The sequence below is a fragment of the Syntrophobotulus glycolicus DSM 8271 genome, from assembly GCF_000190635.1.
Lineage (GTDB): Bacteria > Bacillota > Desulfitobacteriia > Desulfitobacteriales > Syntrophobotulaceae > Syntrophobotulus > Syntrophobotulus glycolicus.
Genome location: NC_015172.1, coordinates 3,088,477 through 3,115,197 on the forward strand (window position 1 = coordinate 3,088,477; position 26,721 = coordinate 3,115,197).

At 48.8% G+C, this 26,721-nt stretch carries 25 protein-coding genes and 1 riboswitch; of the genes, 8 read left to right on the top strand and 17 right to left on the bottom strand.

Annotated features, from left to right (window positions below; all coding sequences use genetic code 11):
• Window positions 1–61 precede the first annotated feature (61 nt).
• Window positions 62–2,044: an APC family permease gene (locus SGLY_RS15235; RefSeq protein WP_013626080.1), complete on the top strand. Its 1,983-nt coding sequence runs from the start codon at window positions 62–64 to the stop codon at window positions 2,042–2,044.
• Between the two features lie 33 nt (window positions 2,045–2,077).
• Here the strand turns inward: SGLY_RS15235 and SGLY_RS15240 are convergent, their stop codons facing one another.
• On the bottom strand, window positions 2,078–2,662 hold the full coding sequence (locus SGLY_RS15240; RefSeq protein ID WP_013626081.1) for a hypothetical protein: 585 nt from the start codon (window positions 2,660–2,662) through the stop codon (window positions 2,078–2,080).
• Between the two features lie 142 nt (window positions 2,663–2,804).
• Here SGLY_RS15240 and SGLY_RS15245 point away from each other — a divergent pair, with 142 nt between their 5' ends.
• Window positions 2,805–4,415 (top strand): L-lactate permease, encoded by a 1,611-nt coding sequence (locus SGLY_RS15245; RefSeq protein WP_013626082.1) that lies wholly within the window; start codon window positions 2,805–2,807, stop codon window positions 4,413–4,415.
• Here the strand turns inward: SGLY_RS15245 and SGLY_RS15250 are convergent.
• From SGLY_RS15250 to SGLY_RS15280, 7 genes are all read right to left on the bottom strand, one after another.
• Window positions 4,412–5,041: a cyclase family protein gene (locus tag SGLY_RS15250; protein WP_013626083.1), complete on the bottom strand. Its 630-nt coding sequence runs from the start codon at window positions 5,039–5,041 to the stop codon at window positions 4,412–4,414. The genes SGLY_RS15245 and SGLY_RS15250 overlap by 4 nt on opposite strands.
• A 133-nt stretch (window positions 5,042–5,174) precedes the next feature.
• Window positions 5,175–5,711 (bottom strand): rubrerythrin, encoded by a 537-nt coding sequence (gene rbr, locus SGLY_RS15255; RefSeq protein WP_013626084.1) that lies wholly within the window; start codon window positions 5,709–5,711, stop codon window positions 5,175–5,177.
• A 33-nt stretch (window positions 5,712–5,744) separates the two neighbouring features.
• Window positions 5,745–6,128, bottom strand: coding sequence for a desulfoferrodoxin (locus SGLY_RS15260; protein ID WP_013626085.1), 384 nt, complete (start codon window positions 6,126–6,128; stop codon window positions 5,745–5,747).
• Entirely contained in the window at window positions 6,103–7,287 is a 1,185-nt protein-coding gene (locus SGLY_RS15265) for an FprA family A-type flavoprotein (RefSeq protein WP_013626086.1), read from the bottom strand. The genes SGLY_RS15260 and SGLY_RS15265 overlap by 26 nt, the downstream gene beginning before the upstream one ends.
• A gap of 17 nt (window positions 7,288–7,304) precedes the next feature.
• Window positions 7,305–8,039, bottom strand: a complete 735-nt coding sequence (gene rd / locus SGLY_RS15270; protein ID WP_013626087.1) for a rubredoxin — start codon at window positions 8,037–8,039, stop codon at window positions 7,305–7,307.
• A gap of 171 nt (window positions 8,040–8,210) precedes the next feature.
• Window positions 8,211–8,480 (bottom strand): CPF_0552 family protein, encoded by a 270-nt coding sequence (locus SGLY_RS15275; RefSeq protein ID WP_013626088.1) that lies wholly within the window; start codon window positions 8,478–8,480, stop codon window positions 8,211–8,213.
• Window positions 8,481–8,618: 138 nt separating this feature from the next.
• Entirely contained in the window at window positions 8,619–8,939 is a 321-nt protein-coding gene (locus tag SGLY_RS15280; protein ID WP_013626089.1) for a carboxymuconolactone decarboxylase family protein, read from the bottom strand.
• 284 nt (window positions 8,940–9,223) lie between these two features.
• On the opposite strand from SGLY_RS15280, the gene cshA reads away from it, so the two are divergent.
• Entirely contained in the window at window positions 9,224–10,780 is a 1,557-nt protein-coding gene (gene cshA / locus SGLY_RS15285; RefSeq protein WP_013626090.1) for a degradosome RNA helicase CshA, read from the top strand.
• Between the two features lie 126 nt (window positions 10,781–10,906).
• On the opposite strand, the gene SGLY_RS15290 is transcribed toward cshA, so the two are convergent.
• Complete coding sequence (locus tag SGLY_RS15290) at window positions 10,907–11,782, bottom strand: LysR family transcriptional regulator (protein WP_013626091.1); 876 nt, start codon at window positions 11,780–11,782, stop codon at window positions 10,907–10,909.
• Window positions 11,783–11,913: 131 nt separating this feature from the next.
• On the opposite strand from SGLY_RS15290, the gene SGLY_RS15295 reads away from it, so the two are divergent.
• From SGLY_RS15295 to SGLY_RS15310, 4 genes are all read left to right on the top strand, one after another.
• Window positions 11,914–13,116 carry a CynX/NimT family MFS transporter gene (locus tag SGLY_RS15295; protein ID WP_013626092.1) on the top strand — a complete coding sequence of 401 codons (1,203 nt, stop codon included), beginning with the start codon at window positions 11,914–11,916 and terminating at the stop codon, window positions 13,114–13,116.
• 31 nt (window positions 13,117–13,147) lie between these two features.
• Window positions 13,148–13,582: a universal stress protein gene (locus SGLY_RS15300; RefSeq protein ID WP_013626093.1), complete on the top strand. Its 435-nt coding sequence runs from the start codon at window positions 13,148–13,150 to the stop codon at window positions 13,580–13,582.
• 8 nt (window positions 13,583–13,590) lie between these two features.
• Window positions 13,591–13,833 (top strand): GHKL domain-containing protein, encoded by a 243-nt coding sequence (locus tag SGLY_RS15305; protein ID WP_041444852.1) that lies wholly within the window; start codon window positions 13,591–13,593, stop codon window positions 13,831–13,833.
• A gap of 154 nt (window positions 13,834–13,987) precedes the next feature.
• Window positions 13,988–14,221, top strand: a complete 234-nt coding sequence (locus tag SGLY_RS15310; protein ID WP_013626094.1) for a hypothetical protein — start codon at window positions 13,988–13,990, stop codon at window positions 14,219–14,221.
• Between the two features lie 170 nt (window positions 14,222–14,391).
• On the opposite strand, the gene SGLY_RS17965 is transcribed toward SGLY_RS15310, so the two are convergent.
• Window positions 14,392–14,616 carry a hypothetical protein gene (locus tag SGLY_RS17965; protein ID WP_169312032.1) on the bottom strand — a complete coding sequence of 75 codons (225 nt, stop codon included), beginning with the start codon at window positions 14,614–14,616 and terminating at the stop codon, window positions 14,392–14,394.
• Between the two features lie 39 nt (window positions 14,617–14,655).
• On the opposite strand from SGLY_RS17965, the gene SGLY_RS15315 reads away from it, so the two are divergent.
• On the top strand, window positions 14,656–19,773 hold the full coding sequence (locus tag SGLY_RS15315; protein ID WP_148228152.1) for an S-layer homology domain-containing protein: 5,118 nt from the start codon (window positions 14,656–14,658) through the stop codon (window positions 19,771–19,773).
• 16 nt (window positions 19,774–19,789) lie between these two features.
• Window positions 19,790–19,881: riboswitch (cyclic di-GMP riboswitch) on the top strand.
• Between the two features lie 117 nt (window positions 19,882–19,998).
• Here SGLY_RS15315 and SGLY_RS15320 read toward each other — a convergent pair.
• The 7 genes from SGLY_RS15320 to SGLY_RS15350 form a co-directional block, all read right to left on the bottom strand.
• Complete coding sequence (locus SGLY_RS15320; protein WP_013626096.1) at window positions 19,999–21,981, bottom strand: ABC transporter ATP-binding protein; 1,983 nt, start codon at window positions 21,979–21,981, stop codon at window positions 19,999–20,001.
• A complete protein-coding gene (locus SGLY_RS15325; protein WP_013626097.1) occupies window positions 21,978–23,705 on the bottom strand; it encodes an ABC transporter ATP-binding protein in 1,728 nt (575 codons plus the stop codon). The genes SGLY_RS15320 and SGLY_RS15325 overlap by 4 nt, the downstream gene beginning before the upstream one ends.
• A 40-nt stretch (window positions 23,706–23,745) precedes the next feature.
• Entirely contained in the window at window positions 23,746–24,201 is a 456-nt protein-coding gene (locus tag SGLY_RS15330) for a MarR family winged helix-turn-helix transcriptional regulator (RefSeq protein ID WP_013626098.1), read from the bottom strand.
• 271 nt (window positions 24,202–24,472) lie between these two features.
• A complete protein-coding gene (locus SGLY_RS15335; RefSeq protein WP_013626099.1) occupies window positions 24,473–24,877 on the bottom strand; it encodes a type II toxin-antitoxin system HicB family antitoxin in 405 nt (134 codons plus the stop codon).
• A 44-nt stretch (window positions 24,878–24,921) separates the two neighbouring features.
• Complete coding sequence (locus tag SGLY_RS15340; RefSeq protein WP_013626100.1) at window positions 24,922–25,104, bottom strand: type II toxin-antitoxin system HicA family toxin; 183 nt, start codon at window positions 25,102–25,104, stop codon at window positions 24,922–24,924.
• Between the two features lie 158 nt (window positions 25,105–25,262).
• On the bottom strand, window positions 25,263–25,958 hold the full coding sequence (locus SGLY_RS15345) for an LrgB family protein (protein ID WP_013626101.1): 696 nt from the start codon (window positions 25,956–25,958) through the stop codon (window positions 25,263–25,265).
• Window positions 25,958–26,395, bottom strand: a complete 438-nt coding sequence (locus tag SGLY_RS15350) for a CidA/LrgA family holin-like protein (RefSeq protein ID WP_013626102.1) — start codon at window positions 26,393–26,395, stop codon at window positions 25,958–25,960. Before SGLY_RS15350 ends, SGLY_RS15345 begins: the two co-directional genes overlap by 1 nt.
• Between the last annotated feature and the right edge of the window lie 326 nt (window positions 26,396–26,721).

The following is a 26,721-nucleotide window of genomic DNA, read 5'->3' on the forward strand; positions in this document are numbered from 1 at the left end:
TCGGAGAATACCAGGACAGGAAACGTCATATATAAGAAGGTAATCATTAAGGAGAGAAAAAATGGCACCTCGTGGGCAAGGTCTGTTATGGTTAAAGATGAGAACCGCTCTTTTCGGTTCGCCGCTGACTACGGAAAAGGTCGAACATACCCGTGTCGGACTCTTTGGAGGCATCCCCATTTTCGGAGCGGATATTATCTCTTCCCAGGGTTATGCTCCTGATGAGATTTTGCTGGTTCTCCTTTTGGCGGGCGCTGTCGGTTATTCTTATCTGATGAAGGTCTCTTTGGTCATCATTATTCTCCTGGCAAGTATTTTCATGGTTTACCGCAAGGCCATCAGCAAATACCCTCAAGGCGCCGGTTCCTATGTCATCGCCAAAAACAATCTCGGAGAAACGTTCGCTCTGGTGGCCGGAGCAAGTATGACCATTGATTATGTCCTGACTGTCGCGGTCAGCGTAAGCTCTTCTGTTGAAAATCTAACGGGAATCTTCCCTATTCTGGCTACCCACAAGATCCTGGCCTCATGTCTGATTATTTTTTTCCTGACTTGGCTTAACCTGCGCGGCTTAAAGGAATCCGCCAGGCTGTTTGCCTTACCTGTTTATCTCTATATGGCTTCCCTCGCTTTACTGGTCATTGTCGGCATTGCTGAAGTCCTGATGTATGGAGCCGATCCGGTGATTGTCGCCCAAAATATGCAAAAAACCTCCGAGTCGTCTATCGGCGGAATGACTTTGTTCCTGTTTGCCAGGGCTTTTGCCGGCGGAACAACCGCTCTGACCGGCTTTGAGGCTGTCGCCAGCGGTGTCTCGGCCTTCAAAGCCCCCAGTCAGAAAAGAGCCATCAATACTTTATTGACATTGGCGATCATCGTCGGCACCGCTTTGGCGGGGATATCTTACCTTGCCAGTGTTTATCATGTCATGCCTGCCACAGGGAATACTGTCTTAAATCAGCTCGGCCTCTTAGTATTCGGCAAAACCATTTTTTATTATGTGCTGATGGGCTGTGCCGCCTCCATCTTAATTATTGCCGCCAATACTCCTTTTGCCGGATTCCCCATTCTTCTCAATTTGATGGCCAGGGATACCTACGCTCCCCGATACTTTAAGAATTTAGGCGACCGCCTTGTTTTCAATACGGGAATCTGGACGTTAAGTCTCATTTCTATTCCTCTGATCATCTTCTTTAAAGGAAATACTCACAGTATGCTCCCCCTATACGCGATCGGCGTGCTGTTGTCCTTTTCATTTACGGGTTTCGGCATGGCGAAATTTGTTCTGAAGGATAAAAGGAAAGGCTGGCAGTCCGACTTTTCTATCTTCCTGTTTGGGGGAGTCCTGTCTTTTATTGTTTTCCTGGTCTTCATTGTGACGAAATTTACTCACGGGGCCTGGCTTGTCCTGATTATCATTCCTTTTCTTGTCACGGTATTTTATACGATTTCCCGTGTCTACAAAAATGAGATCAAAGATCTTTCTGTGACTGAGGAAGCTCTGGAGGATTTTCACCGGCATGTCAAAAGGCTGAGAAAAAGAAGAGGAAATACCCCTCTTTCGGAATACCGCAATAAGATCATTATCCCGGTCTATGATCTTAATCTGATTGTCCTCAAGGCGATGCGCTATGCTTATGCTTTGACACCCCAGGTCTGCGCCGTCCATATCGCTTCCGATCCGGACCGTTTGGAAAAAGTCAAACGGCATTGGTCGGAAAGCGGGATAGAAATCCACCTGGAAATCGTACCTTCTCCTTACCGTTCTACAGTTCATGATTTCCTGGCCTATGTCGATCAAGTGGAGAGCGAAAAGAAATTTGAAACAATTACTGTCGTCATCCCAGAATATGTCCCCGAGAAATTACGCTACCAGTTCCTGCATAATCAGACAGGCCAGTTGATCAAATTGCTGCTGCTTCTGCACAAGGATATCTTTGTCACCAGCATCCCTTATCATTCCGGTGACGACAGCAGCGACTTCAAGCCGGATCCCCAACCTGGCCGGAAAAATGACCTGCTCAACCCATCATTGACAAAGTAGGCCAATGAGCGCGGGCAAGAGTTTCTTTTCCTGTTATTTGGTGAATAAGGAAATCAGCAGTGACAGGGCAAAAAGCGTAAAGATGCTTTCCACTGCCAGTAAAACCTGGGTTCCCGTTCTTGCCGGGGAAATGCCCAGGGAATCACCGACCGAGATATCTCCGATACTCAATGCCAAAAAGGACAGGTATTGAGTAATCTTTTTTTTCCCGATAGTTCCCTCAAAGCTTTGCCGGTCAAGGGAGTAGACCAGATTAAACACTGAACCGAAAAAGAAAATGGTGATAAAAATCGGCAGACTGATGGAAAGCAGCTCTTTCTTTAGATGCTCAAAGTCCCTGATCTTTTCATCGTCGTCTCCCAAAAGATTCAGGATATAAAAACCTGTTCCCAACGCCGCAATGAGCGCATAAATATCCACTAAGGCCAGGGTCCTGCCTGAGAGGCGATGATCCCCGCATCCGTAAAATCCAAATCCTGTGACAAAAGCCGCCACCCCCCCAAAAATCGCCGGATATAAGATCACATAGTTTTTCTTCCCGGTCCCGGCAGGGATATTTTCATTTTGCCGGACAGGATAGCTTTGCCAGTTTTGCTGGTTTGATTGCACAAGAAACATTTGTCCCTCCGTACCTTTACTTTTCTACATCTTATTCCACTAAGCTTCCGCTGTTGCATTTCGGGCCTGGTCTTTATTTTTTCTTCGATCTGAGGTAGAATCGATTTAGAATTTTTATGTAGAATGGAAGGACGGTAGAAAGATGTTCTCACTGCTTGTTACTTTATTGCCTATCGCGGTCATCTTAGTGATGTTAATTGTGTTTAAAAAACCGGCTGACATCAGTGGTATTGTGGGCTGGCTGGCTGTGTCCCTGGTCGCTTTTTTCTTTTTTCAGACTTCGGGGGAAGTCCTGCTGCGCTCTACGGCTTCCGGACTGATTAAATCTTTTTCTGTATCTTTAATTGTCGCTACCTCTCTCTTACAAATGGCTTATATGGAGAAAACCGGTGCTTTAAAAAGGATCATTATCTTTATTAAAACACTGGCCACTGAAAATAAAGCGGTTCAGATCATGATGATCAATATCGGCTTCGGCACTTTGATGGTCGCCGTCGGAGCGACCCCTGTCTCTCTCCTTCCGCCGATTCTCCTGGCCATGGGTTATTCTACATATGTTGCCATTGCTCTGCCCGCTATTGGTTATGATTCTTTATGCACCTACGCTCTGCTTGGCGCGCCCATCGTCGTCTTCGTTGATGTGGCCAATGGGTTCCTCGGCAAGGGGCATGAAATCACTTTGTCTCAGGCCGGAAGTATTTTCTTTTTGTTCCTGCCGATTGTCTCTACCCTTATTGGCCTGTGCATGCTCTGGATCGTGGGAAGGGGACCGGCCATCAAAGCCGGTTTGGCCCCTTGTCTCATTTCAGGGGCGGTGATCGGCATCGTGTCCTATTTCACAAACCATTATGATAACCTGGTTGTTTTGACCGGTGTCTTATCCGGGCTTGCCGTCATTCTGGCCATGGTCCTTTACCTCCTGTTTACCGGCAGAAAGGTCATCAACAAAAGTGTTCTCACTCCCGAGGAAGTGGACTATGCCCGGACTCATCCATTATGGAAAGCCCTGATGCCCTGGGCTCTTTTGATTGTCCTAATTTTAGCTTTAAACCTCCCGCAGCAATCCTTTGAATACTTATATAAAACCATGACCATGAGCATCAGCGGTCTCAGCGCCGATGGAAGGCCCATTCCCACAAGATTCCTCTGGAATGCCTATACCTGGATTTTTGTCAGCACCCTCTTGTCTATCCCCTTTATCAGGCCCAGTATGCCCCAGATCAAGGAATCTCTTCAAACGTGGTGGAAACGTGCTCCCCGTCCTGTTTTCTCGGCAGCTATCTTTTTTGCGATCGGGGAGGTCATGAACATGTCCGGGTATAATATGGCCTACAATGCCAATCAAGCCGCTCCTCAATTTCTGACCTCCAGCATGGTCAAGGTTCTGGCGGATTTCTCAGCTCATGCTTTCCACAATGCCTATGGAGCTGTCGTCAGCTTTATTGGGCTTTTCGGAGGCTTTATCACCGGAAGCGAGGCTTCGACAATTGCCATGTTTGCCAAATACACCATGACTACCGCTTCCAACTTAAACTGGGGACTCAAGGGACTGATCATCGCTACCGCGGGCCTGGCTTTTGGCGGCGGGCTTGCCAGTGTGATTTCTCCGGCCAAGCTGCAAAACGCGGCCGCCTCTATCGATAAGCTCGGGGAAGAAAATCAGGTCATCCGTATTGCCTTTATTTTTTCTTTGATTCTAACCACAGTGACCTCCCTGGCCGTTGTCGGGCTGCTCTATATCCATGGCATCTAATATACGGCAACGGCCCTGACCGGGCAGGCATCCGCTCCCTCAATATTCAGAGGCAGACAATACAGAGTAAATACAGGCTTTTTCAACTGATCGAAATTCGTCATATTCTCAATAATGACGATTTCTTTTTCTAATAAAGCACGATGCACCGGAAGCCCCTGATCGGACATTTGGTCAACACTCGGGGAATCAATCCCGATCCCCTTCAGTTCAAAAGAAGACAGCCAATCGGCAGCTTCCCTGCTGAAATAAGGGGGATCCCCATAATACTGTGCGCTCCCCCAATGCCTGCTCCAGCCGGTATTGACCAGCATAAAATCGCAATCTCTGAGAGCGTTTTCATAAGGGGCAAGCTCCTCAATCTCAATCCTTCCCGAATCAATCAACGTAATCATAATCGCTTGCCCGATATATTTTTTGACAGGATACTTTTCCAGAGAATAGCCGTCCTGAAAGACATGTTTGGGCACATCAAGGTGAGTTCCGGTATGGCTGTTGAGCAAAAACCGTTTTTCATGATATCCGCAATGTTCCATATCGGCGACGATCTCTATCTTTGGCTGCTCTTCTCCTGGAAAAACAGGCATATCTTCTCTGATCGGATGAGATAAATCAACGACTTCCATATCATCACTTTCCTTTCCATTCGTTCCTTTCTTTGATCAAACGGTTTCCCCTATCGTGAAAAGCAGAAAAAAAGAGAGTGTCTCAAACTTTGGTCTTTGGGACACCCTCTTTTTCTGTTCCTCGATGAAAATTTTAGTATGACTGCGACCTTATCTCAAAATAGGCCTGAGGGTGGTCACATACTGGACATTTTCCGGGCGCTTCCGCCCCTTCGTGGATATGTCCGCAGTTGCGGCAGATCCAGACAACTTCATTGTCCTTGGCAAAGACTTTCCCCTGCTCGATATTGGCCAAAAGCTTTCTGTATCTTTCCTCGTGCTCTTTCTCGATCTTAGCCACTCCGTCAAACAACTCGGCCAGATCATGAAAGCCTTCTTCCCTGGCTTCTTTGGCCATTCTGGGGTACATGTCGGCCCATTCTCCATGTTCACCGGAAGCCGCCGATTTCAGATTTTCGATCGCGCCGCTGATTCCCGCCAGTTTTTTAAACCATATTTTGGCGTGTTCTTTTTCATTATCCGCAGTTTCAGTAAATAGCGCGGCGATTTGTTCATATCCTTCTTTTTTGGCGGCAGAAGCAAAATAAGTGTATTTATTCCGGGCCTGAGATTCCCCGGCAAAAGCCTCCCAAAGATTTTTTTCCGTTTTCGTTCCTTTTAAATCGGCCATAATGTCCTCCCTGTTTGTTTTGATCTAAAAAAATTATTCATTGGTTTTCCAAAGTCCATGAATATTGCAATATTCCCTGACTTCCAGGATATCCTCCTGTTTAACGGGGAACCATGCTTCCGGTTTGAGCCCGGGAGCGAGTTCGGCCCTGTAAACTTTATCTGCTGTCAACACTTCAATAAATTGAATAAAATGTTTTTCTTCCATCGGGTGTTCCACACTTCCAACCTGCACCCGGATTCCGTTCTCGGCAGCCTCGATAACCGGAACATGCTTTTCTTTACTGGCATCGACCGTATTTCCCACAAGCAGCTCCATCGGCTGCCCGCAGCAAACCAGGGCCGGCGCCCCGGGATGAACAACCTCAATCACATTGCCGCAAATATTGCATTTATAAATTTGTCTTAATTTGGTCATTTAATATTCCCTCCAATTTTAAGGCTGCCTCTTGCAGTTGGGCTTTTTCCGGGATAAATTGAATTCTGACATTTTCCAGCAGTTCAAAATGACACTCTTTGAGAATCCCTTCAATAATCCCCACACTTTGCCCGCCCCACCCATAAGAGCCGAAGGCGACTCCGATCCTGTTTTTCGGGGCCAGCCCTTTCATATAGGTGAGAAATGCCGATACTTTCGGCATGATCCCGTTATTCAGGGTTGGCGAGCCGACACAGACATATTTTGACATCAGAACCTCCGGCATAATGTCGGAAATGTCATTTTCCGTTACCCTCATCAGCTTTGCCGGGATACCCGCGTTTTCAAAGGCATTTTGGACAGCATAAGCAATCTTTTCCGTGGAGCCCCACATCGTATCATAGACAATGACAGCCTTTTCTTCCGTTTGACCGGAGGCCCATTTTTCATATTCCCTGAGGATTTCCGGAATATGTGTCCGCCAGACTAAACCATGGCTGGGTGCGATAATCTCAATGGCTATATCCCGAAGGGCTTCCAGCGCCTTGCCGACCTGGGCTCCATAAGGCAGGACAATATTCGCATAATACCTCGCCGCTTCTTCAATGATGATGTCGCAAGGCAGCTCTTCATCAAATCTTTGGGTTGAAGCAATATGCTGTCCAAAGGCATCATTAGAAAACAGGATCTTGTCCTCCGGACAGTAGGTGACCATGTTGTCCGGCCAATGAACCATCGGAGTATGAACAAAAGCCAGGCTTTTCCGGCCCAAATTGATGGTCTCCCCGGACTTCATGACCCGGAAATTCCAATCTGGTCTGTAATGCGCTTTCAAGCCCTTTTCCCCATTAACGGAAGTAAAAACCACGGCCTGGGGACAAATCTCCATAAGCTTGGGCAATGCCCCGGAGTGGTCCATTTCCACATGGTTTGACACGACATAATCAATTTTGGACGGATCAACAATCGCGGAAATTCGTTCAATCATTTCCTCAAACATATAATGTTTTACCGTGTCAATCAGGGTTATTTTTTCATCCACAATCAGATAGGCGTTATAGGTCATCCCGCGCGGAGTGAGATAACCATGAAAGGTGCGAATATTCCAGTCAATCCCGCCTACCCAGTAGACATTATCTTTTACTTGAATCGGTTTCATTTTTTCTCTCCTTAAAATCAGTCGACCGGCTGAAATTGACTCTTATCAACTCCGCAAACCGGGCATACCCAATCATCCGGCAAAGCCTCAAAGGCGGTGCCGGGTTCAATCCCTGAATCAGGATCGCCTTTCTCGGGATCATAGATATAAGAACAAACCGGACATTCATATTTCTGCATGGTTGGACCCTCCTTGATTAAATTTTCTTTTTTTATTGACTCTGCTTTTTCAGCTTGCTCCGACCGGCTGCTTTTTGCGGCGGGGCTGGCCGGCGCGGCTGTCCCTCTTTTTAATTGCTGGTAAAATCCATAAGTCATAGGCTCTTCATCCGAATAGACCTCAGTATTCATCACCTGACCGTAAAACACGGTGTGGGTACTCAGCTCCGTACTCTGAATCACTTCGGCTTCCAGATATCCGATACTGTTACTGGTTAGGAGCGGCGAGCCGGTCTGCCCTGGCTTAAAAGCAACTTCCCCGAACTTATCCAGATTTCTGCCGGATTTAAAGCCGAAATGTCCGATCATCTCCAGCGGGGTGGAAACAGGCAGGATATTCACGGCAAATACTTTACTGTTCTGAATGTACTCATGGGTGAGGTTCTCTTTATTAATACTTATGGCTACAATCAAGGGCGCGGATGTGATCTGGAAGACCGTGTTCGCGATCTGCGCGTTAATCCTGCCTTCTTTCAGGGACGAAATGACATACAAGCCGTAAGTTAAGCGGCGGAATATTTTTGAATCCGTAATTCACTCCTCCTTCCCGATTCCTGTCTAAAATTCGTTTAATCTTATTTGATAAATTAGACTAATTTTGAAAAATTCCTTTTTAATTTTGATTTAAATATAAAATTATTTTTAATTAAAGTAAATAGCCTGCAGGTAATCCGGCTATTCTTGCAGGCTGTTTGTGTACCTTGATCAGAATCCGACATCAACGATTTTCGCGTTTACTCCCTCAATGCTGTTCAGTTCCTTCAAAAATACTTCAAGTTCTTCAGAATCCCCGGCAACCTGGAGTACAATCAAACCATTGGGCGAGCATGCTTCCCCCGCCACAGCCTCGATATGTTCATGCAGACCAAGTCTTACTTTGATCAGGCAGCCATATTGAGTCAGTAAATTTTGAACTTTAGCGGCGTTTTTGACGCGGTGATTCACTCCGACAACCATAATTTTCAAGTTTGACATAGTATTTCCCCCATTCATCATCTTTACTCAAAAAGAAATTTTACCTTTAAGCAAGCCAGGCGGATTTGGCAATATAGTTTCGGCAAAAGAAAACAAGAATCCTGCTCAAAACCTTTCGTTCCTCATCTTCTTCACAAATTAATTTTCAGACAGCGATGATTTACCGGGAAAGGCCGCGGCTGAGACCCCAAGAATAGAATTCCCAAAAGCAAAATAGGCAATACGCAAAGCTTCGGCAATCTCTTCATCTTTTGCTCCGATTGCCCGCAGCTGCCCCGCTACGCTGGAAACACCGGGAACTGACCCATGCGCCGCGTCCAAAGCTAAAGCGATCAGCAGCTTGGTTTTATTGTCCAGGGCTCCCGGCGCCATAGACGATGAGAATACTTTTTCAATCGCTTCGGCAAAGGCTGGGTCATTCTTTTCCAAATGTGCCAAAAAAGGAGGTAAAGCCATCATCAATCACCCCTAACCATTCATTTGATTTCTGCCAACAATTAAAATTATTCGGATCTATCTGTATTGTACAGGAATCTGTTCAACTTCTCCAGAATTTTTCCTATTTTATTGCCCGGAGCCGGACTTGACATTTCAGGCCTAACATTTATAATAAATTAGTAAGTCGAGCTAGCTGCTAATAAGGAAATCCGCAAACCTCCTTAGCTTTATGTCAGGGAGGTCTTAATATTTTTTCTCAAGTTCATCATCATGAGGATAATTGTTTTTAAAAGGAGAAATTTTTTATGTCAACATTTTTTGACATGGGCCTAAGCAATTTTATTATTAAAGCCACCGCCGATATGGGTTTCGAGGAGGCTACCCCTATCCAGGAAAAAACGATTCCGGTTGCTATGGCCGGACGTGATATTATTGGCCAGGCCCAGACCGGAACAGGCAAAACAGCCGCCTTCGCTATTCCGATGATCGAGAATCTGGAGCGGCATGCCGAAGGCATCGGCGGACTTGTCGTCACCCCTACCCGGGAGCTGGCGGTCCAGGTCGCCGAAGAAATCAATAAGATCGGCCAATTTAAAGGCATCCACGCTCAGCCGATTTACGGGGGACAGGATATCAACAGGCAGATCCGGGCCCTGAGAAACAGGCCTCAGATTATCGTCGGCACTCCCGGCCGCCTTATGGACCATATGCGCCGCCATACCATACGCTTAGACCATGTTTCCATGGCCGTTCTTGATGAAGCGGATGAAATGCTGAGCATGGGTTTCATTGAGGATATTGAGAGCATCCTGGGCGAAATTCAACATAAACACCAAACTCTGCTGTTCTCTGCCACGATGCCCCAATCCATTCTCAATTTGTCCAAGCGTTTCATGCTTGAACCTGAATTCATCAGTATCAAAGCGAAGGAAGTTACCGTTCCCAATACCGAACAATACTATGTTGAACTGCCTGAAAGACAGAAATTTGATGTACTCTGCCGTTTGCTGGACATTCAGTCCCCTGATCTTGCTATCGTATTCGGCCGGACCAAAAGACGGGTGGATGAGCTCTATGAAGCCTTAAATAAGAGGGGCTATTCTGCCGAGGGCATCCACGGGGATTTAACTCAGCTGAGAAGAGACAGTGTCTTAAGACATTTTAAAGAAGGAGTCACCGACATCCTTGTGGCGACGGATGTCGCCGCCAGGGGCCTTGATATCAGCGGTGTAACCCATATCTATAATTTTGATATTCCTCAGGACCCCGAAAGCTATGTCCACAGAATAGGCCGGACGGGACGAGCCGGAAAAACCGGTCTGGCCGTGACTTTTGTGACGCCGCGGGAACTCAACCATTTGAGATTGATTGAACAGGTTACCAAAAGAAGGATTGTCCGCAAGCCGATGCCGACCATTCACGAAGTCCTCGAAGGTCAGCAGCGTCTGGCCGTTGACCTGCTGATGAAGGCCAGCGAAGATCCTGAAAGCCGCCGTTATACGGAGCTGGCTGATGAGCTTCTTGCTTCCAATGACTCCACAGCCCTTCTTGCCGCCGCTTTAAAGCTCTTAACCAAGGAGCCGAATACGACCCCGGTCAGCTTGACTGAAGAAGCTCCTGTTTATTCCCGGACCCCCAGATATGAAAAATCAAGACAGCCCAGCCATTATCAACGCAACAGGCGCAACCGGCAAACAGACGGCAGACCGGAAAGCAGGCCCGATTACAGGAAAAATTACAGGCCGGACAACAGGGCAAATAACCGATCCGATTATCGAAAGGATACCAGAACATCGTTCGGAACAGAAAGCAGACCGGACTATAGAGCCGAAAACAGAACCGGCTTCAGATCCGATAACTAGCCAGGATTCATTTATGCTGGCAATAGCTGTCTAACCGGAAAACGGCTGGGCAAAATCGTTAGTTCCTGAGAAATAACCGCCGCCTTGAGCAGGGGCGGTTATTTTTTTGCTTCCATATCAAACCAACTACGTGTAGTACCGGACCACATATTCCCTGAATTTAAGGGCGGCTTTAGATAAATAGCGTTTTTCATTCCAGGCGAGGAAAAGGGTATTGCGGTATGTCAGTTCTTTATTTTTGACAAAAGTCAGCGGAAAAGCGGCCGCTTGACTGGACGGTTCCGGAAGGAAGGAGATCCCCAGCCCGGCATGAACCAAATTTCTTATCGCGCCGATTTCATCGCATTCACACACGACTTTCGGGAAAAATCCCGCCTTCTCAAACAGTTCATCACAGCGTTTCCGAATGCTGTGTCCTTCTTTCAGCAGCACAAAGGATTCAGGGGCCAGATCGGAGAGGGAAACCGTCCGGCAGCCGCCGAAGGGATGCCCAGGCGGGGCGGCCAGCAGCAGCTCTTCCGAAAGCAGGGCGACACTGGCGATATCAGGGCCTTGAACGGTCTGATTGATAAAGCCGAAGTCAACCTCTCCCGCCGTCAGGAGCTGCAGCTTGGTCTTGTCCTCCGATAACTGCCTGATCCGAAAACGCATGGAAGGATGCCTGCTGACAAAAGAACCGATCATTTTACTGAAATCCTCATCCAGGAAAGTTGTGGCAATAGACAGTATGCCGTACTCCATTCCCGCTAAATCCGCAAGCTCCTGCCGTCCTTCCCCCAGCGCGGCAAGCGCGGTATCCACTCTGCGGAGAAACGCTCTCCCATACGGATTAAGGACAATACGGCGGTTCTGCCTGTCGAATAAGGGTACGCCCAAATCCTCTTCCAGGCGGGCAATGGTTACACTGAGGGCGGGCTGAGCAATCTGCAGCTCGCGGGCCGCTTTGGTCATATGTTCGGTCCGGGCAACAACCTGAAAATATTTGAGCTGCAACAGGTCCATAGATATCTCCTTGGCGATTGATATAAAATTGATTATAGGTATATATTATAATATGTATTTTTATTTATCAATTTTTGCCCTCATAATTGAGCTGTAATAATCCAGGATAGCGAAGGAGAAGAATAGGTACCATGAACACAAAAAGAGCCGTACTCATCGCAGGAATTATACTTGTTTCCTTTTGTTTAAGAACCCCTCTGACCGCCGTAGGTCCTCTGGTCAGTTTAATCCGGGCCGATCTCGGCATTTCAAACGGGCTGGCCGGTTTCCTGACGACATTGCCTTTACTTGTCTTTGCTGCTTTTTCAGCAGTTTCATCCAAGTTAGGCGGCAAAATCGGCAATGAACGCAGCATCCTGATCGGGCTGCTGATCTTAATCGCCGGTGTGCTGCTGCGCTCCGCGGGAGGGACTGGCGCTTTACTGGCCGGAACATTTTTTATCGGGCTGGGAATTGTGGCTGGTAATGTGCTCATCCCCAGCATCATCAAACAGAACTTTCCGGATAATGTTGGGATCGTCACGAGTGCTTACAGTGTTTCAATGTTTATTTCAGGCGGACTTGCTTCCGGAATCAGTATCCCTCTGGCCAGCAGCTTGCATCTGGGATGGCGCTATACGCTGGATACTTCCGCCGGGCTGATCCTGATCGCCCTCCTGATTTGGCTGCCGCAGCTCCGCAAACATCACCATTCTGCTGTTTCACGAGAAGCGGATTCTCCGGCTGCATCCATTTGGCGCTCCTCTCTGGCCTGGAAAGTTTCCCTTTTCCTGGGACTGCAGTCTTTCCTTTTTTATTGTGTGGTTGCCTGGCTTCCGGCCATCCTCCAGGGTTATGGGATAAGTACGGCGACAGCAGGCTGGATGCTGACCTTTTATCAAATCTGTGCCATCCCCGCCAGCTTTATTGCTCCCGTATTCGCCGACCGCTACAGCGATCAGCGCGGTATCACCGCCATCGTTTGTCTGATCTATTTATCCGGAATGCTGATCTTCCTTTTTGGCGGAGGCTTTTCACTGTTGGTGCTGGGGATTGCTTTGATCGCCACCGGCTCCGGGGCCAGCATCAGCCTGGCCTTCACCTTTATCGGCCTGCGCACGACCAGCGGCAGGCAGGCTTCCGAGCTGTCCGGCATGTCCCAGTCGGTCGGTTATCTGCTGGCAGCCGCCGGCCCCGCGTTGCTCGGCTTCTTGTTTGACCGCTTCCAGACCTGGACCCCCTCCATGATTTTATGGGTAGCCGCCACTGCGCTCCTTCTTTATTTTGGGATTTGCGCGGGCAAAGACCGCTATGTTTTTACCAAGGAGCAAAGTGATTTATTAAAGGAAGAATAAGAGAACAAAAGAGGAAAAGAGGTTGGAAAAAATGATTGCTTTAAAAAAAATTGTCGTCGCCTATGACAGTTCGGAACACAGCAAAAAAGCATTGGATTGGGCGATTCATATGGCACAGCTCAGCCAGGCGACAGTCGACGTCGTCATGGTTCTGGTTCCTTCCGCCATCAGTATGCGTTCCGCCGGAGCCTACGCGTCTCCTGAAGTAAGAGAGGAAGCCGAAGAGGAAATCGAAATCAATCTTTCAGAAGTGCGTACGATCTGTGAAGGGAAAGGGGTTCATGTCACGACCCACTCTCTCTTCGGCAACGCGGTCAATGAGATTTTGCTTCACGCGGCTTCCTGTAAGGCTGATCTGCTTATCTGCGGTACCAGGGGACTGGGCAGCTTTGCGGGATTATTGCTGGGCAGTGTGGCCCGTACCCTGGTCACTCATGCCGAAGTCCCCGTAATGGTCATTAAATAATAAAAAAGGTGATCTGCCAGCAAGGGGAGCGCCGGCTCCGTGTCCGCGCCGTCTACACCGGTCAGCTCATTTTGGAGGTGGAGAATCCTTATTCCGGGGAGGTGCCGCTGGATGAAAACGTCTATCCCACCGTCCGGGAGGAAGGACATGGCTGGGGCGGTGAACGTATCCGGGCCTTTGTGCGGGAAAACGGCGGCGAGCTGCTCTATCGGGTGGAGAACGGTATTTTTAATGTGCGGTTGCTGATCTAATCATATCCGGCTTCCTTTGTCAAGAGGAAATATTGCACTTATCTTTGAACATTAAGTAGAAAAACAAGTCTTTTAAGTAAAAATTGGTCGCTTCCTTTTGTTTTGTGCTATCCTGCCTTCAGGAAATCACGAAGCAGAAGGGAGCGATTTTTTTATGAGCGAAACAACCCGGCGCAAGGAAGATCAGGCCCTTCCAGCCCCCAATCCGGATGGCAATGTCTGGCCAAGACAATCCTGCCCGGCCTTTACCCCACGTAGCAGTGCGGCGGAGAAAACCTGTTGGTACTGCGTCTACGCGGATTTTCACCTGGACAAGCCCCGCGCTTTGGACGTGGGCGTGTGCTATTATCCCAAAAAACAATTGAAACAGGGGGGAACGAAGGAATGAAAAAACGATTATTAAGCGTCGCGCTGGCACTGTGCATGGTCGTAACCCTGCTGCCGGTTTCGGCTATGGCGGAGGAAACGGGCGCATTAGGTAAAAGCGGTGAAATCACCAGCTTTGAGCCGCTTGCAGAAACAGAAAAGGCGGTGGCACTTGGCACCTTGCTGGAAAATTTAGAATTGCCCCAGACACTGACCGCCACGGTGCGGACAGCAAAACTCGTGCAGGATTCCGAAAGTTCGGCACCTGCGGACAATTCTGATACCCAGGACGGCGGTACCGTTTCTGACAACGGCGGCACCACCCCCGCAGCGGAAGATTCTGACCATCAGCTTGCCGGCACACCGTCCGACGCGCAGGAGCCGTCTGCCGACGGTGATCATGACGAGCCGATTCAAGTGCAAGCTGCCACCGGCTCTGAATGGGAAGAAAACACCGTGGAAATTCCTGTGACATGGGCTTCTGCTGATTACGACATGGACACCAAGGGCAGCTATGTATTCACACCGGTAATTGAAGGCTATACGGTCAGCGCCGACCTGCCGGAAATTACTGTGACGGTGGGCTCTATGGCGCTGAGTGCGCTGAGTGCAACGATCGCACTCAGCAGCACAGACCTCTGGGTGGGCGGAACGCAGGTGACCGCCACAGGTGCTGTAAGCGGCTCGGGCATTGAGGGAACCGTCACCTACGACGCTGACCAGAATATTCTGACCCTCAACGGTGCAACCATTACAAGCGCGTATACAGATGGTTCCAATAATAAGTATGGCATTTACACCACGGGCTCCCTTTCCATTGTGCTGTCGGGCACGAACACCATTACTGCGCAGGATAACGGCAGCGATGGGAAAACCTACGTTATTTATACGGGGGGCAGCCTTGCCATTAGCGGCAGTGGCACACTCGCCGCCAACGGCGGTACCGGCACCGCCAGCTACGGCATATACGCCGCCGCCGTCAGCGTTGAAGAAAGCGCCGAGGTAACCGCCACCGGCGGCGAGGCCAGCACCAGCTGCGGCATATACGCTACCGCCGTCAGCGTTGAAGAAAGCGCCGTAGTAACCGCCACCGGCGGCGAGGCCACCGGCAGCTACGGCATAGACGCTACCACCGTCAGCATTAAAGAAAACGCCAGGGTAACCGCCACCGGCGGCTACGGCAGCAGCAAAAGCTACGGCATCTATAGCGCTAACACCGTTGCCATCAGCGGCGCCGCCAATGTAAAGGCCACCAGCGGCACCGGCGCCAGTAGCGGCATCAGCGACGTCTACGGCATATTCGTCCGTACCGGAAACCTTACCATTGAGGACAGTGCCATATTCGAAGCCACCGGCAACAACAGTAACCGTGACAGTTGCGGCATAGTCGTCGTTACCGGCGATATCATCATCAGCGGAGGCACAGTAACTGCCGAGAGCCTCGCTGCCGCCTCCATAAGCTACGGCATATACGTCAATACCGGCAGTATCACCATCAGCGAAGCCACAGTAACCGCCAAGGGCGGCACTGCCTCCACAAGCCACGGCATATACGCCGGTAACGGCAGTATCACCATCAGCGGAGCCACAGTAACCGCCGAGGGCGGCACTGCCTCCGCAAGCAAAGGCATAACCGCCTTTATCCAAAGTATCACCATCAGCCGCAGCGAGGTAACTGCCAAGGGCGGCACTGTTGCAATGAGTAAGGTGCCCAGCTATGCAGGCGTGCAGGTTTCGGCTGGCACTCTTATAGACGGCAGCAATGCCGCCACGGTAAAATTGACAAGCAGCAACATTACCAGTTTAAAATATATTAAGATTGAGCCAAAGGCAAGCGGCGCCGAGCAATTCGACCTTGCCGCCGGCGGCACCTACTACTTTGACCTATCGGGAGAAACGGGCAACATCGGCACGGTGAACACTGCCCTGCCGGACACAACTCTGCACTATGTGCCCTTTACCTACGTGGGTACGGTGACTGCGTACAGACTTGAAAGCAGCAGCAATGGCGACACGGGCGCATCAGCGGCAGCAACCGCAAGCGACCGCAGTCTGTTTGTGGGGGATTATAATATTGGCAACAACATCAGTTGGGATACCTTGAGTACGAACGGCCTCATCTTTGGCAAAACCTTTGATGGAAACTACAAGCTGCGCGCCTTGAGCGCAGGCAGCAGTGAAGTGGACAGTAAAGGCTCTCCGGCCACCAACGAGTGGGATCAGATTTTGGATAAAGCAAATTCAACCGACAATACAACAGGCTGGATCAAAAATTGGAGTGCCCAATACTCTTGGGGGCAGGATACTTCTGAAACTGTTTCATTATACCGCGCTATGCGGGGGTTCTCCGGCGCGCGCACTTGGAGTTTTAACATGAGTACCGATCCGAACTACGCCTTCCGTCCCGCCCTTGAGGTACTGGAGCCTGACACACTGGGCGATGACGGACTGAAAGCCGTCACACTGAACCTCAACGGTGGCACACTGAAGGGCGATACGGCGAACATTAAAATCATCTGTGCGGGCAATAGCTTCAAAGCGCCAAGCGGCGAAGGGCTGACAGCACCCGAGGGCAAGACCTTTACCAACTGGAAGGATACGAACAGTACAACAACCTACGCTGCGGGTGTAGCTGTGCCCAAAACCGTGACCGGGTTAACTGCACAGTGGGAGGTATCCATTACGGAGATACCCGTACCAACCGCAAACACCGGCCTGAAATGGACGGGAAGTGTTCTGACCGGCGTGAACGCAGGAATCGGCTATACCCTGAGCGGAGATTATCAGAAAACAGAGGTTGGTGATTACACCGCCACGGCAACACCGCAATCCGGCTATGCGTGGAACGATAGCACGGCCACACCCCAAAGCATTCCATGGAGCATCGCAAAGGCTGACGGCCCCGCCGCTCCTACCACGCTTTCCGGCGTTGCGCCAAGCAGTGCGGGCGGTACGGACGGCAAAATCACCGGCACAACCGCCGCTATGGAATATGCCGATAATGCCGGCTTTAGCAATGCTCAGGATTGCACCGCAACTGAAACCACAAGCCTTTCCGCAGGAACCTACTTCGTTCGTGTAAAAGCCACCGCTACCCATGAGGCAGGCGTATACACCACTGTGACGGTTGCGGCAGGCGTTACGAAGATAGCCGTACCCGCCGCAAACACCGGCCTGCAATGGACGGGAAGTGTTCTGAGCGGCGTGAGCGCAGGAACCGGCTATACCCTGGGCGGAACTTTTGAGGCAACAGCGGTAGGCGATTACACCGCCACCGCAACGCCGCAATCCGGCTATGCGTGGAATGATAGCACGACCACAGCCACGAACATCTCATGGAGCATCGCAAAGGCTGACGGCCCCGCCGCTCCTACCGGGCTTTCCGGCGTTGCGACAAGCAGTGCAGGCGGCACGGACGGCAAAATCACCGGCACAAGCGCCGCTATGGAATATGCCGATAATACCGGCTTTACCAATGCGCAGGATTGCACCGCAACTGAAACCACAAGCCTTTCCGAAGGAACCTACTACGTGCGTGTAAAAACCACCGCTACCCATGAGGCAGGCGCATACGCCACTGTGACGGTTGCTCCTGACCCGGACATTGCAACCGTTGCGGCGGCGAAAACCGCCGCGCAGAACGCAGGCTACGCCAATATGACCCAGGCGGCGGCAACGAATGAGGACGCGATTAAAACGGCACTGAAAAACACTGCGGAAACGGCAGTGGGTAACAGCGCTATTACAGTCACCATAACTAAGGTCAGCTACACCCCGCCGACAGTGGGAACTGCCGCAAAACCCAGCGGTACAAACGGCAGCTATACCTTTACCGTTACGGTATCCAAGGGCGGACAAAGCGAAACAACAGAGCAGAAAATCATCGCCATCACAGCGACGCGTTATACAAGAGGAACCGGCGGCGGCTCGGGCGGCGGCTCCTATACACCTGTACAATCCACAAAGCCTACTGAGCCTGTCAGCGGCAGCACGGAAAACAAAGCCGCGGTTGACAATAACGGCAACGCTAATGTCAGCCTTACCGATAAAAACATTACCGATGCGCTTGCGGACGCAAAGGCTGTCGCGGCAAAAAAAGGTGTGAACGCGGGCGATATTACAGCGGCGATTCATGTCACGACAGGCGGCAAGGACGCAAGCACCGTGACGGTCAATTTGCCCAAAACGACACAGGAGCAGGTCATTGGTAATAAGATTGCCAGCGTTCAGCTGGTTATTGACCGCCCCGATCTTACCCTCGGAATCAACCTTGCGGCGGTAACGGAAATGAATGGGCAGGCAAAGGCTGACGTACAGCTTTCCGCCACCCGCATGGACAATGCAAAGTTGTCCGGCGACGCAAAGACCGCCATCGGCAACCGGCCAACCTTTGATTTCAAGGCGGCTTATGGCAACGGCAAATCCGTGACCAATTTCGGCAAGGGCAGAGTCAGTGTGGAGATTCCCTATACCCTGCAAGAGGGCGAGGCAGCGGGCAACGTTTGTGCCGTGTATGTGGACGCAAATGGCAAAGTGACCTATCTCACCGATTCCAGCTATGATGCAAAGCGCGGAACGGTCGTGTTTTCCACCGGCCATTTCTCCACTTATGGCATAGCCTACAAGGCCGGCTTTAACTTTACCGACATTAATGGGCATTGGGCGGAGGAAGATATTCTCTTTTCTGCAAACCGGGGTATTCTGGCCGGCACCGGCACCACAACATTTTCCCCCAATGCTCCTATGACACGGGGGATGTTTGTTACAGCACTCGGACGTTTGGCAAATGCCGACATCAGCGCTTACAAGAAATCCAGCTTCAGTGATGTGAAAACCGACTCCTACTATATGGGCTATATCGAATGGAGCGTGAAGAATAATATTCTGGTTGGTATCGGCGGCGGCAAGTTTGATCCGGACGGCCTTATAACCCGTAAGCAGATGGCGGTTATGATGGACAGGTACGCCACGGTTATCGGATTCAAGCTGCCGGAGGTTCACACACAGAACACCTTTGCCGATAACGCCAAAATTGGCGCGTGGGCGGCTCCTTCCGTGAAGCGCATTCAGATGGCGGGTATCCTCCAAGGCAAAAACAATAACTTTTACGACCCGCAGGGAACGGCTGCCCGTGCCGAGGCTTCGGCAGTGCTGCGGCGCTTTGTTGAATTGATGATTTTCAGCGACACTGCCCAGGGCTGGGTAAAAAATGATTCCGGCCAGTGGATGTTTTTTAAAGAGGGAAAAGCCCTTACCGGATGGCAGACTGTGGAAGGCAAGGTCTACTGCTTTGACAGCAGCGGGGGTGCCTTCGCAAGCGGCTGGACGCAGAACGCCAAAGGCGAATGGTTCTTCCTGTCATCAGACGGCAGTGCCGTAACGGGATGGAAAGATATTAAAACAAATGGAGATTTGAAAAGCTATTATTTTGATACCTATGGTGTCATGATTGTTGGAAAATGGCTTCAGATCGACGGCAAGTGGTATTACTTCAATGCCGATGGCTCTCTTGCCAAGAGTACCAAAATAGATGGTTATGAAGTTGATGAAAACGGTGTAAGAAAAACAAAGTAACCAAAACAACAGAATATATTGCCAAGGGCAAACCCGGTGAAAGCCGGGGGCGCAAAGCTACAGGGTCTAAGGCGTTTGATAAAACGCTACGATAGCCTGGCTGCCAAAAACCGCGTAGGGCCTGCCCTCTCCAAACAGAGGGCAAGGCCCTACGCTCACTTTTTGTCCCCCTTTGACGGTTTTTGATGGATTATTTGGATATCGGGATACCGACTTTCGCTTTTTTCAGACGACCGCTTTTTGTGTGAACTGGCTGTTGTAAAGCTCGAAATAAAACCCTTTCCGCGCAAGCAATTCCTGATGATTTCCCTGCTCGATGATGGCTCCGTGATTCATGACCAGGATTGTTTTTGCTTCTTTGATGGTGGACAGGCGATGGGCGATAATAAAGCTTGTTCGGCCTTCCATCAAATTGGTCATGGCCTTTTGAATGAGAACTTCGGTCCTTGTATCGACACTGCTTGTCGCTTCGTCAAGAATCAAAATCGCCGGATCGGCCAGAATCGCCCTGGCTATGGTCAAAAGCTGTTTTTGTCCCTGGGAAATATTTGTGGCCTCTTCATTCAGTATGGTCTCATAGCCGTCAGGCAGGGTCCGGATAAAATGATCGGCATGGGCAGCCTTTGCGGCCCGGACAATATCTTTCATTGACGCCCCTTCCCGGCCATAAGCGATATTTTCTCTGATCGTGCCGTTGAAAAGCCAGGTATCCTGAAGGACCATCCCAAACATGCCTCTTAAGGCCTTTCGCTGAATATCCCGAATGTCCACCCCGTCTATTTTAATCGCCCCGCCATTCATTTCGTAAAAACGCAGCAGCAAATTTACCATGGTTGTTTTTCCCGCTCCTGTCGGCCCCACAATGGCAATCGAATCCCCCTTTTGGACCTTAAGGCTGATGTCTTCGATCAATGGTTCATTGTCCAGATATCTGAAATTGACCCTTTCAAATTCGACTTCACCCCGGGGAGACTGCAATACTCCGGCCGCCGGACCGTCAGGAATCTCCTCCTGCTCATCCAGCACCTCAAAAACGCGTTCGGCACAAGCGATGGTTGACTGAATAATATTGGCGATATTGGCGGTCTGTATGATGGGCATAGTAAAAGAGCGGGAATATGAGATGAAGGCCGTAATATCTCCCAGATTAAGCCTGTTTTTTGCCACCCAGATGCCACCGATCACACAAATCAGGACATAACCAAGGTTACTGACAAAATTCATGAGCGGAAACATGATTCCGGAGACAAACTGGGCTTTCCATCCGGCATCGTAAAGTCCCTCATTAATCTGATTGAACTTTTCCACAGATTGTCTTTCATGACCAAATGCTTTCACGATCTTGTGTCCGGTATACATTTCTTCCACATGCCCGCTCAGCTCTCCGATTTCCTTTTGCTGGGCCGCAAAATACTTTTGCGATTTTTTGGCGACAAAGGCGGTTGATCCTACATAGAGCGGAAGGGTGACTAAAACGATCACGGTTAAGAGCGGGCTGATGCTCAGCATCATCACAATAAACCCGATGATTTGCAGTATCGATGTGATCAGCTGGGTCAAGCTTTGCTGCAAGGTAGAAGATATGGTATCAATATCGTTCGTCACCCGGCTGAGAATTTCTCCATGTGTTTTGGAATCAAAGTATTTCAATGGTAATCTAGCCAGCTTGTCGTCGACATCCCGCCTCATTTCAAATACTGTTTTCTGAGCGACTCCGGACATCACGTACTGCATCACAAAGGTGAATAAAGCGCTGAGAACATACACTCCAAGCAAAATAAGAAGGATATATCCGATATAGGAAAAATCAACCTTTCCTCCCGTTTCTTGAATCACCCTGTTCAGGTACTCTAGTTTATCCGGCGAAAGGTGGGCCTGAGCCATCGAAATGCCCGGGTCTCCGGAAGCTGCCTGGCTCAAAGCGATTTTGGCCACTACACCGTCAGTCAGCTTGTTAATGGCTTTGGCGCTTATTTTCGGGGCCACTATAGTGAACGTCGTACTGAACAAAGCAAAGATCAGAACAGTGATGATATTGATTTTATAAGGTCTAAAATAGCGGATAAGCCGTTTCAGCGTACCTTTAAAATTATTGGCTTTTTCAACGGGTCTGCCCAAGGCCTCGTCCGGACCTTTTGGGCCCGTGCCTCCTGTTTTTCCGCTCCGCGAGTTAAATCGCGTCCTTTGTTCATTGTGTTTCCCGCTCATGCGATCTCCTCCCCTGACAGTTGCGAAGATACAATCTCCCGATAAACCTCACAGCTTGTTAACAGGTCCTGATGTGTTCCTGTTCCGGCAATGCTTCCGTTATCCAAAACAATAATCTGATCAGCATCCATCACCGTCCCGATGCGCTGAGCCACAATCAATACTGTTGATTGCAGGGTTTCTTTTTTTAGTGCTTCTCTCAGCTCGGCATCAGTTTTAAAATCCAAAGCGGAAAAGCTGTCGTCAAAAATATAGATCTCCGGTCTGCGTACAAGGGCCCGGGCAATGGAAAGCCTTTGTTTCTGCCCTCCGGACAGGTTTGTTCCTCCTTGGGCAATCAAAGTCTCGAAGCCATCCTTCATCTCCGCGATAAACCCGGCGGCCCGGGCCACTTCCGCAGCTTCCCTGATTTCTTCCCCGGAAGCGTCAGGTTTCCCGTAACGGATATTATCGGCAATGGTGCCTGAAAAAAGTACGGCCTTCTGGGGAACGAGTCCGATCTTTTCACGCAGCTCTCCCTGAGAGATTTCTCTGACATCAAGACCGTCAACAAGCACACTGCCGCTGTCGACATCATAGAAACGCGGAATGAGATTAACCAGAGAGGATTTCCCCGAACCCGTTCCCCCGATAATCGCCGTGACCTCTCCGGGTTTAGCCGTGAAAGAAATGTCGTTCAGGGCCGGCTGCTCAGCTCCGTGATAGCTGAAGGTGACATTTTTGAACTCCACTAAGCCTCGCAATTCCCGGACGGTCTTTGGCTGTCTGGGGTCCTCAATGTCCGGACGGCTGTTCAAAATCTCATTGATTCTTGCGGCCGAAGCCTGGGCACGCGGGACCATAATAAACATCATTGAAAACATCAGCATGGAAAACATGATTTGCATGGCATATTGAGTAAAGGCGACCAATGCCCCTAAATCCATCCTGCCCTGATCAATGCGAATACTGCCGTACCAGAGGATTGCTATTGTCGTCAGATTCATGATCAGCATCAAGGTCGGCATCAGAAAAGCCATAATGCGGTTCACTTTAATATAATTATTGGTCAGATCCAGACTGGCTTCAGCAAATCTGGCCCCTTCATGCTCCATGCGGTTGAAGGCCCGGATGACCCTGATCCCTGTCAATTTTTCCCTTAATACCAGATTAACTTTGTCAATCTTGACTTGAACAGCTTTAAACAGGGGCATTGCCTTACGGGCGACAAGGAAAATGGTCAGGGCAAGAACCGGCAGGGCAATGCCCAAAACCCCCGTCAGGGCCTTGTCCTTGGAATAGGCCAGGAGGATTCCTCCTATGGCCATTAAAGGCGAACTCACCATCATTCTCATAATCATAAACGTCACTTGCTGGATCTGGGTGATGTCATTTGTGGTTCTCGTGATTAAAGTGGCCGTGCCGATCCGGTCAAACTCATGGAGAGAGAAACCCTCCACTCTGGCAAATACTTTATCGCGAATGATCCGGCCCAGGCCTACAGACGCCTTTGCTGATAAAAAGGTGGATATTACGGCACATACGGCGCCCCCCGCAGCAATTAGAAGCATGATTCCTCCTGTTTTCAGGATAAAATCCGTATCCCCTTTCATCACTCCGCTGTTCACAATATCCGCCATGAGGGTCGGCAAATACAAATCTGAAGTTGTCTGCAGGAAAATCAGGACCAGTGAAACCACGATATAAAGGGTATATGGTTTCAACAATTTATACAGTTTCAGCATCTGTTTTCATCTCCTATCTTTTCATGTCCGGTCAGCTTGTTCAACCGTCGTCCAGGTCCGAGTGCATAAGCCGCTTCAGGATGTTCAGCCCGTTCATGATCTGGTCGATCTCTTCGGGTGTCGCTTTGCTCAATAAGCTCTTCATTGTCCCTTCAGTCTTCAGGTGAAAGTCACGATGGATCTCCTCCATCCTTGGAGATAGGCTGACATAAACCACCCTTTTATCCTCTTCGCTTCTTGACCGTTCCACGAGACCTTGTTTTTCCAGCCTGTCAATGATCCCGGATACCGTTCCATCCGTTAGATTCAGTTTTTGGCTTAATTCGCTGATTTTCATTTTGCAGCCGTTTCGGGATAAAATACCGATCAGAATCCCCTGCGGCATCGTCATCGTCATCCCCATATTTTCGAACCTTCTGCCTATACTTTGTTTTAACATGCCGTTGACCTCACGAAACAATCCGGCAATTTCCAGGACTTTTTCCGTACTTTCCATTGATCTTCCTCCCTCATTACTTCAAGCCTATGTAAACAGCAGGTTCAGGATCATATACAAATAAGCTCCTCGGAATCAATATCTTCTCCGGCAAAAATATTTCTGATGTAAATATTTTGCCTTAGAATATTTTGCATGAAAATATTTCGCATGCAAAATATATTATTCCTTTGAGCTTATCTTGTCAATTTATAAATTTTTCCTGCATTCAACAAAGACACCGTCTATCGTCCTACTAAAACGGTGTCTTGTGTAATATGATCCCTTTAAATTAATTAGATTTTGCCTTGATTCCAAGATGTTCCTTTAAGCCTTCCTGCAGAATGGCTGAGAAATTGACTCCCGCTTTTTCTGCCTGGACATTTAGCCAGCTCGGGATAGAAAGTGTCTTCTTTACCGCCCGATGATCATTGATGCGTCGATATTCGGCCGTATCAGCATCAATCAAATTAACAAACCCATGATCAGTCCGGATATCAAACAAAGAGCTGGCGGGGGGAATTTGCTCTTTATTGTTTTCCGCATCGCACAGCCACATTGATAAAGCGTCTCGCCCCATTTCGATCGCATGAGGAACTGAATCACCGCAGGTTACACACCCAGGCAAGTCAGGGAACTGAATGCAATATCCGCCCTCTGGTTCTGGTGTAAAAGTTGCCGGATAAACATATTTCATTTTGGATTCTCCTTTCGGTCTGGTCAGCCTTAAAAACGCGAAATTTATTTCAACCCCGCCGCTCTAAGGATTTGATGTAACGTACCAGGTGGAATGTCCTTCTTATGTCTCGGTATCGGAATCCTTACGCCCGGGTGGTTAGGGTTTATCGCTAAATGGTGTCTGGTTCCTTCTGTGATTTTCCATCCGTTATTCTTAAGCAATCGAAGGATTTCCTTCTCAGTCATTTATTGCCCCTCCCTTTGAATCATTATACACGTAATATGACGTAATGTTAAATAGAAATTATGTAATGATACGTATTTTTTAGAACCCAAAGGTCTTTTTGTTTTAAAAACAGCATTTTTTTGCTGCTCTGCTTATTGCTCTGATGGTTGTGATCAAATTAAAACAACTTTAAGAATAAAGGGCAGAGCAACGGAGCCAAGACGACTGTGATCAGACCCGTGAAAATCATAGAAAGGCTGGCAATTGTCCCTTCCAGAAAACCCATTCCAAATGCGGTGAACGTCCCGCAGGCATGGGCGCTGGTTCCCAGCAGCACTCCTTTGGATACCGGCGAGTGAAGGTGCAGGAGCCGGATGGTCAAAGGCCCGATCAGCAGGCCCGCCAATCCGGTGATAATAACAAAAACAGCAGTAAGGGCAGGCATTCCGCCTATGTTTTGGGAAACAACAATGGCAATGGGTGTGGTTATGGAACGGGGTTCTAAACTTTCAATAATCTGAGGTTTAAAATTGACCAGTATTCCCAGCATGACAGAAATCAGCAGAGAAAAAACCACGCCGACCAGGACGCTGAATCCGATTTCCGCAAAATATTTTTTTAATGTTTTGTAATGTTTATGCAAAGGCAATGCAAAAGCAACGATTGACGGCTGGAGCAATACGGTCAACCATTTTCCGCCGGAGATATAGCTTGTGTATGAAGTTTGCGATATTGACAGGAAAAGCACCAGAGCTATGGGAACGATGAACAACGGTGAAAAAAAGACCAGGTGAAAACGCCTGTACAAGGCCTTGGAGGCATAATAGAAAAAAACAGTCAGAATAAAGCTTTCCAGTCCTCTCAATGTCATCATCACATTTTTCCTCTTTTCATTCTGCTTTGCATCAATAATTTTTTTACTTTGTGATGCATCATCAATTCTGCTGTAAGCCCACTGCTGATCATCACCGTTATTGTGCCGATCAGGATAATGAAAAACAAGTCAATCCCGATTTTTTGCAGGATGTCCTGGTACTGGATAACGGCCACAACGGACGGGATAAAAAACAAAATCAATTCGGTAAGCAGCCAATTTCCTCCAATCATTACCCATTTGCAGGGAACGATATTGAAGTGCAGGAGAAGAAACAGCAGAGCCAGCCCAATCAAGCTGCCGGGAAAATCCAAATGAAACAAATGCGCCAAATCATTTCCGGCCAATACAAAGAGGTAGAGAACCGCTATTTGAATGATTCCAATCATGATTTCTTTCATTCTATGACTTGTTGTCCCTGACCAAAGCGCCTTCATCCGTTCGATCTCTCCCATCTTTATGTCAATCATCACTAAATATTCAGATACTGTAATTGACTCAGGTTGTTTTTTCTATTATATGCCGTTTTTATTTTAAGTTCAATTAAATTATTTAATTTAAATATTAAATATATATTAAAAAATTAAAGATAAATGCAAATTATCAATAATTTACTGAAAATGATTAAAATATGTTTTACATTATTAAAAATTATCGGAACTTATTCAACTGTCTTATTTGTTGAAAAATTCTAACGATAGAACATTATTATTTTTTTAATTTTTCCTGTTCAGCGGCACAACAAAGAGACCGGCCCTGATCA

Excerpts from the sequence above, each read along its gene's own strand:
- SGLY_RS15235 (WP_013626080.1), top strand. The coding sequence starts at position 62 with ATGGCACCTCGTGGGCAAGGTCTGTTATGGTTAAAGATGAGAACCGCT.
- SGLY_RS15240 (WP_013626081.1), bottom strand. The coding sequence starts at position 2,662 with ATGTTTCTTGTGCAATCAAACCAGCAAAACTGGCAAAGCTATCCTGTC.
- SGLY_RS15245 (WP_013626082.1), top strand. The coding sequence starts at position 2,805 with ATGTTCTCACTGCTTGTTACTTTATTGCCTATCGCGGTCATCTTAGTG.
- SGLY_RS15250 (WP_013626083.1), bottom strand. The coding sequence starts at position 5,041 with ATGGAAGTCGTTGATTTATCTCATCCGATCAGAGAAGATATGCCTGTT.
- rbr (WP_013626084.1), bottom strand. The coding sequence starts at position 5,711 with ATGGCCGATTTAAAAGGAACGAAAACGGAAAAAAATCTTTGGGAGGCT.
- SGLY_RS15260 (WP_013626085.1), bottom strand. The coding sequence starts at position 6,128 with ATGACCAAATTAAGACAAATTTATAAATGCAATATTTGCGGCAATGTG.
- SGLY_RS15265 (WP_013626086.1), bottom strand. The coding sequence starts at position 7,287 with ATGAAACCGATTCAAGTAAAAGATAATGTCTACTGGGTAGGCGGGATT.
- SGLY_RS15275 (WP_013626088.1), bottom strand. The coding sequence starts at position 8,480 with ATGTCAAACTTGAAAATTATGGTTGTCGGAGTGAATCACCGCGTCAAA.
- SGLY_RS15280 (WP_013626089.1), bottom strand. The coding sequence starts at position 8,939 with ATGATGGCTTTACCTCCTTTTTTGGCACATTTGGAAAAGAATGACCCA.
- cshA (WP_013626090.1), top strand. The coding sequence starts at position 9,224 with ATGTCAACATTTTTTGACATGGGCCTAAGCAATTTTATTATTAAAGCC.
- SGLY_RS15290 (WP_013626091.1), bottom strand. The coding sequence starts at position 11,782 with ATGGACCTGTTGCAGCTCAAATATTTTCAGGTTGTTGCCCGGACCGAA.
- SGLY_RS15295 (WP_013626092.1), top strand. The coding sequence starts at position 11,914 with ATGAACACAAAAAGAGCCGTACTCATCGCAGGAATTATACTTGTTTCC.
- SGLY_RS15300 (WP_013626093.1), top strand. The coding sequence starts at position 13,148 with ATGATTGCTTTAAAAAAAATTGTCGTCGCCTATGACAGTTCGGAACAC.
- SGLY_RS15310 (WP_013626094.1), top strand. The coding sequence starts at position 13,988 with ATGAGCGAAACAACCCGGCGCAAGGAAGATCAGGCCCTTCCAGCCCCC.
- SGLY_RS15320 (WP_013626096.1), bottom strand. The coding sequence starts at position 21,981 with ATGAGCGGGAAACACAATGAACAAAGGACGCGATTTAACTCGCGGAGC.
- SGLY_RS15325 (WP_013626097.1), bottom strand. The coding sequence starts at position 23,705 with ATGCTGAAACTGTATAAATTGTTGAAACCATATACCCTTTATATCGTG.
- SGLY_RS15330 (WP_013626098.1), bottom strand. The coding sequence starts at position 24,201 with ATGGAAAGTACGGAAAAAGTCCTGGAAATTGCCGGATTGTTTCGTGAG.
- SGLY_RS15335 (WP_013626099.1), bottom strand. The coding sequence starts at position 24,877 with ATGAAATATGTTTATCCGGCAACTTTTACACCAGAACCAGAGGGCGGA.
- SGLY_RS15340 (WP_013626100.1), bottom strand. The coding sequence starts at position 25,104 with ATGACTGAGAAGGAAATCCTTCGATTGCTTAAGAATAACGGATGGAAA.
- SGLY_RS15345 (WP_013626101.1), bottom strand. The coding sequence starts at position 25,958 with ATGATGACATTGAGAGGACTGGAAAGCTTTATTCTGACTGTTTTTTTC.
- SGLY_RS15350 (WP_013626102.1), bottom strand. The coding sequence starts at position 26,395 with ATGAAGGCGCTTTGGTCAGGGACAACAAGTCATAGAATGAAAGAAATC.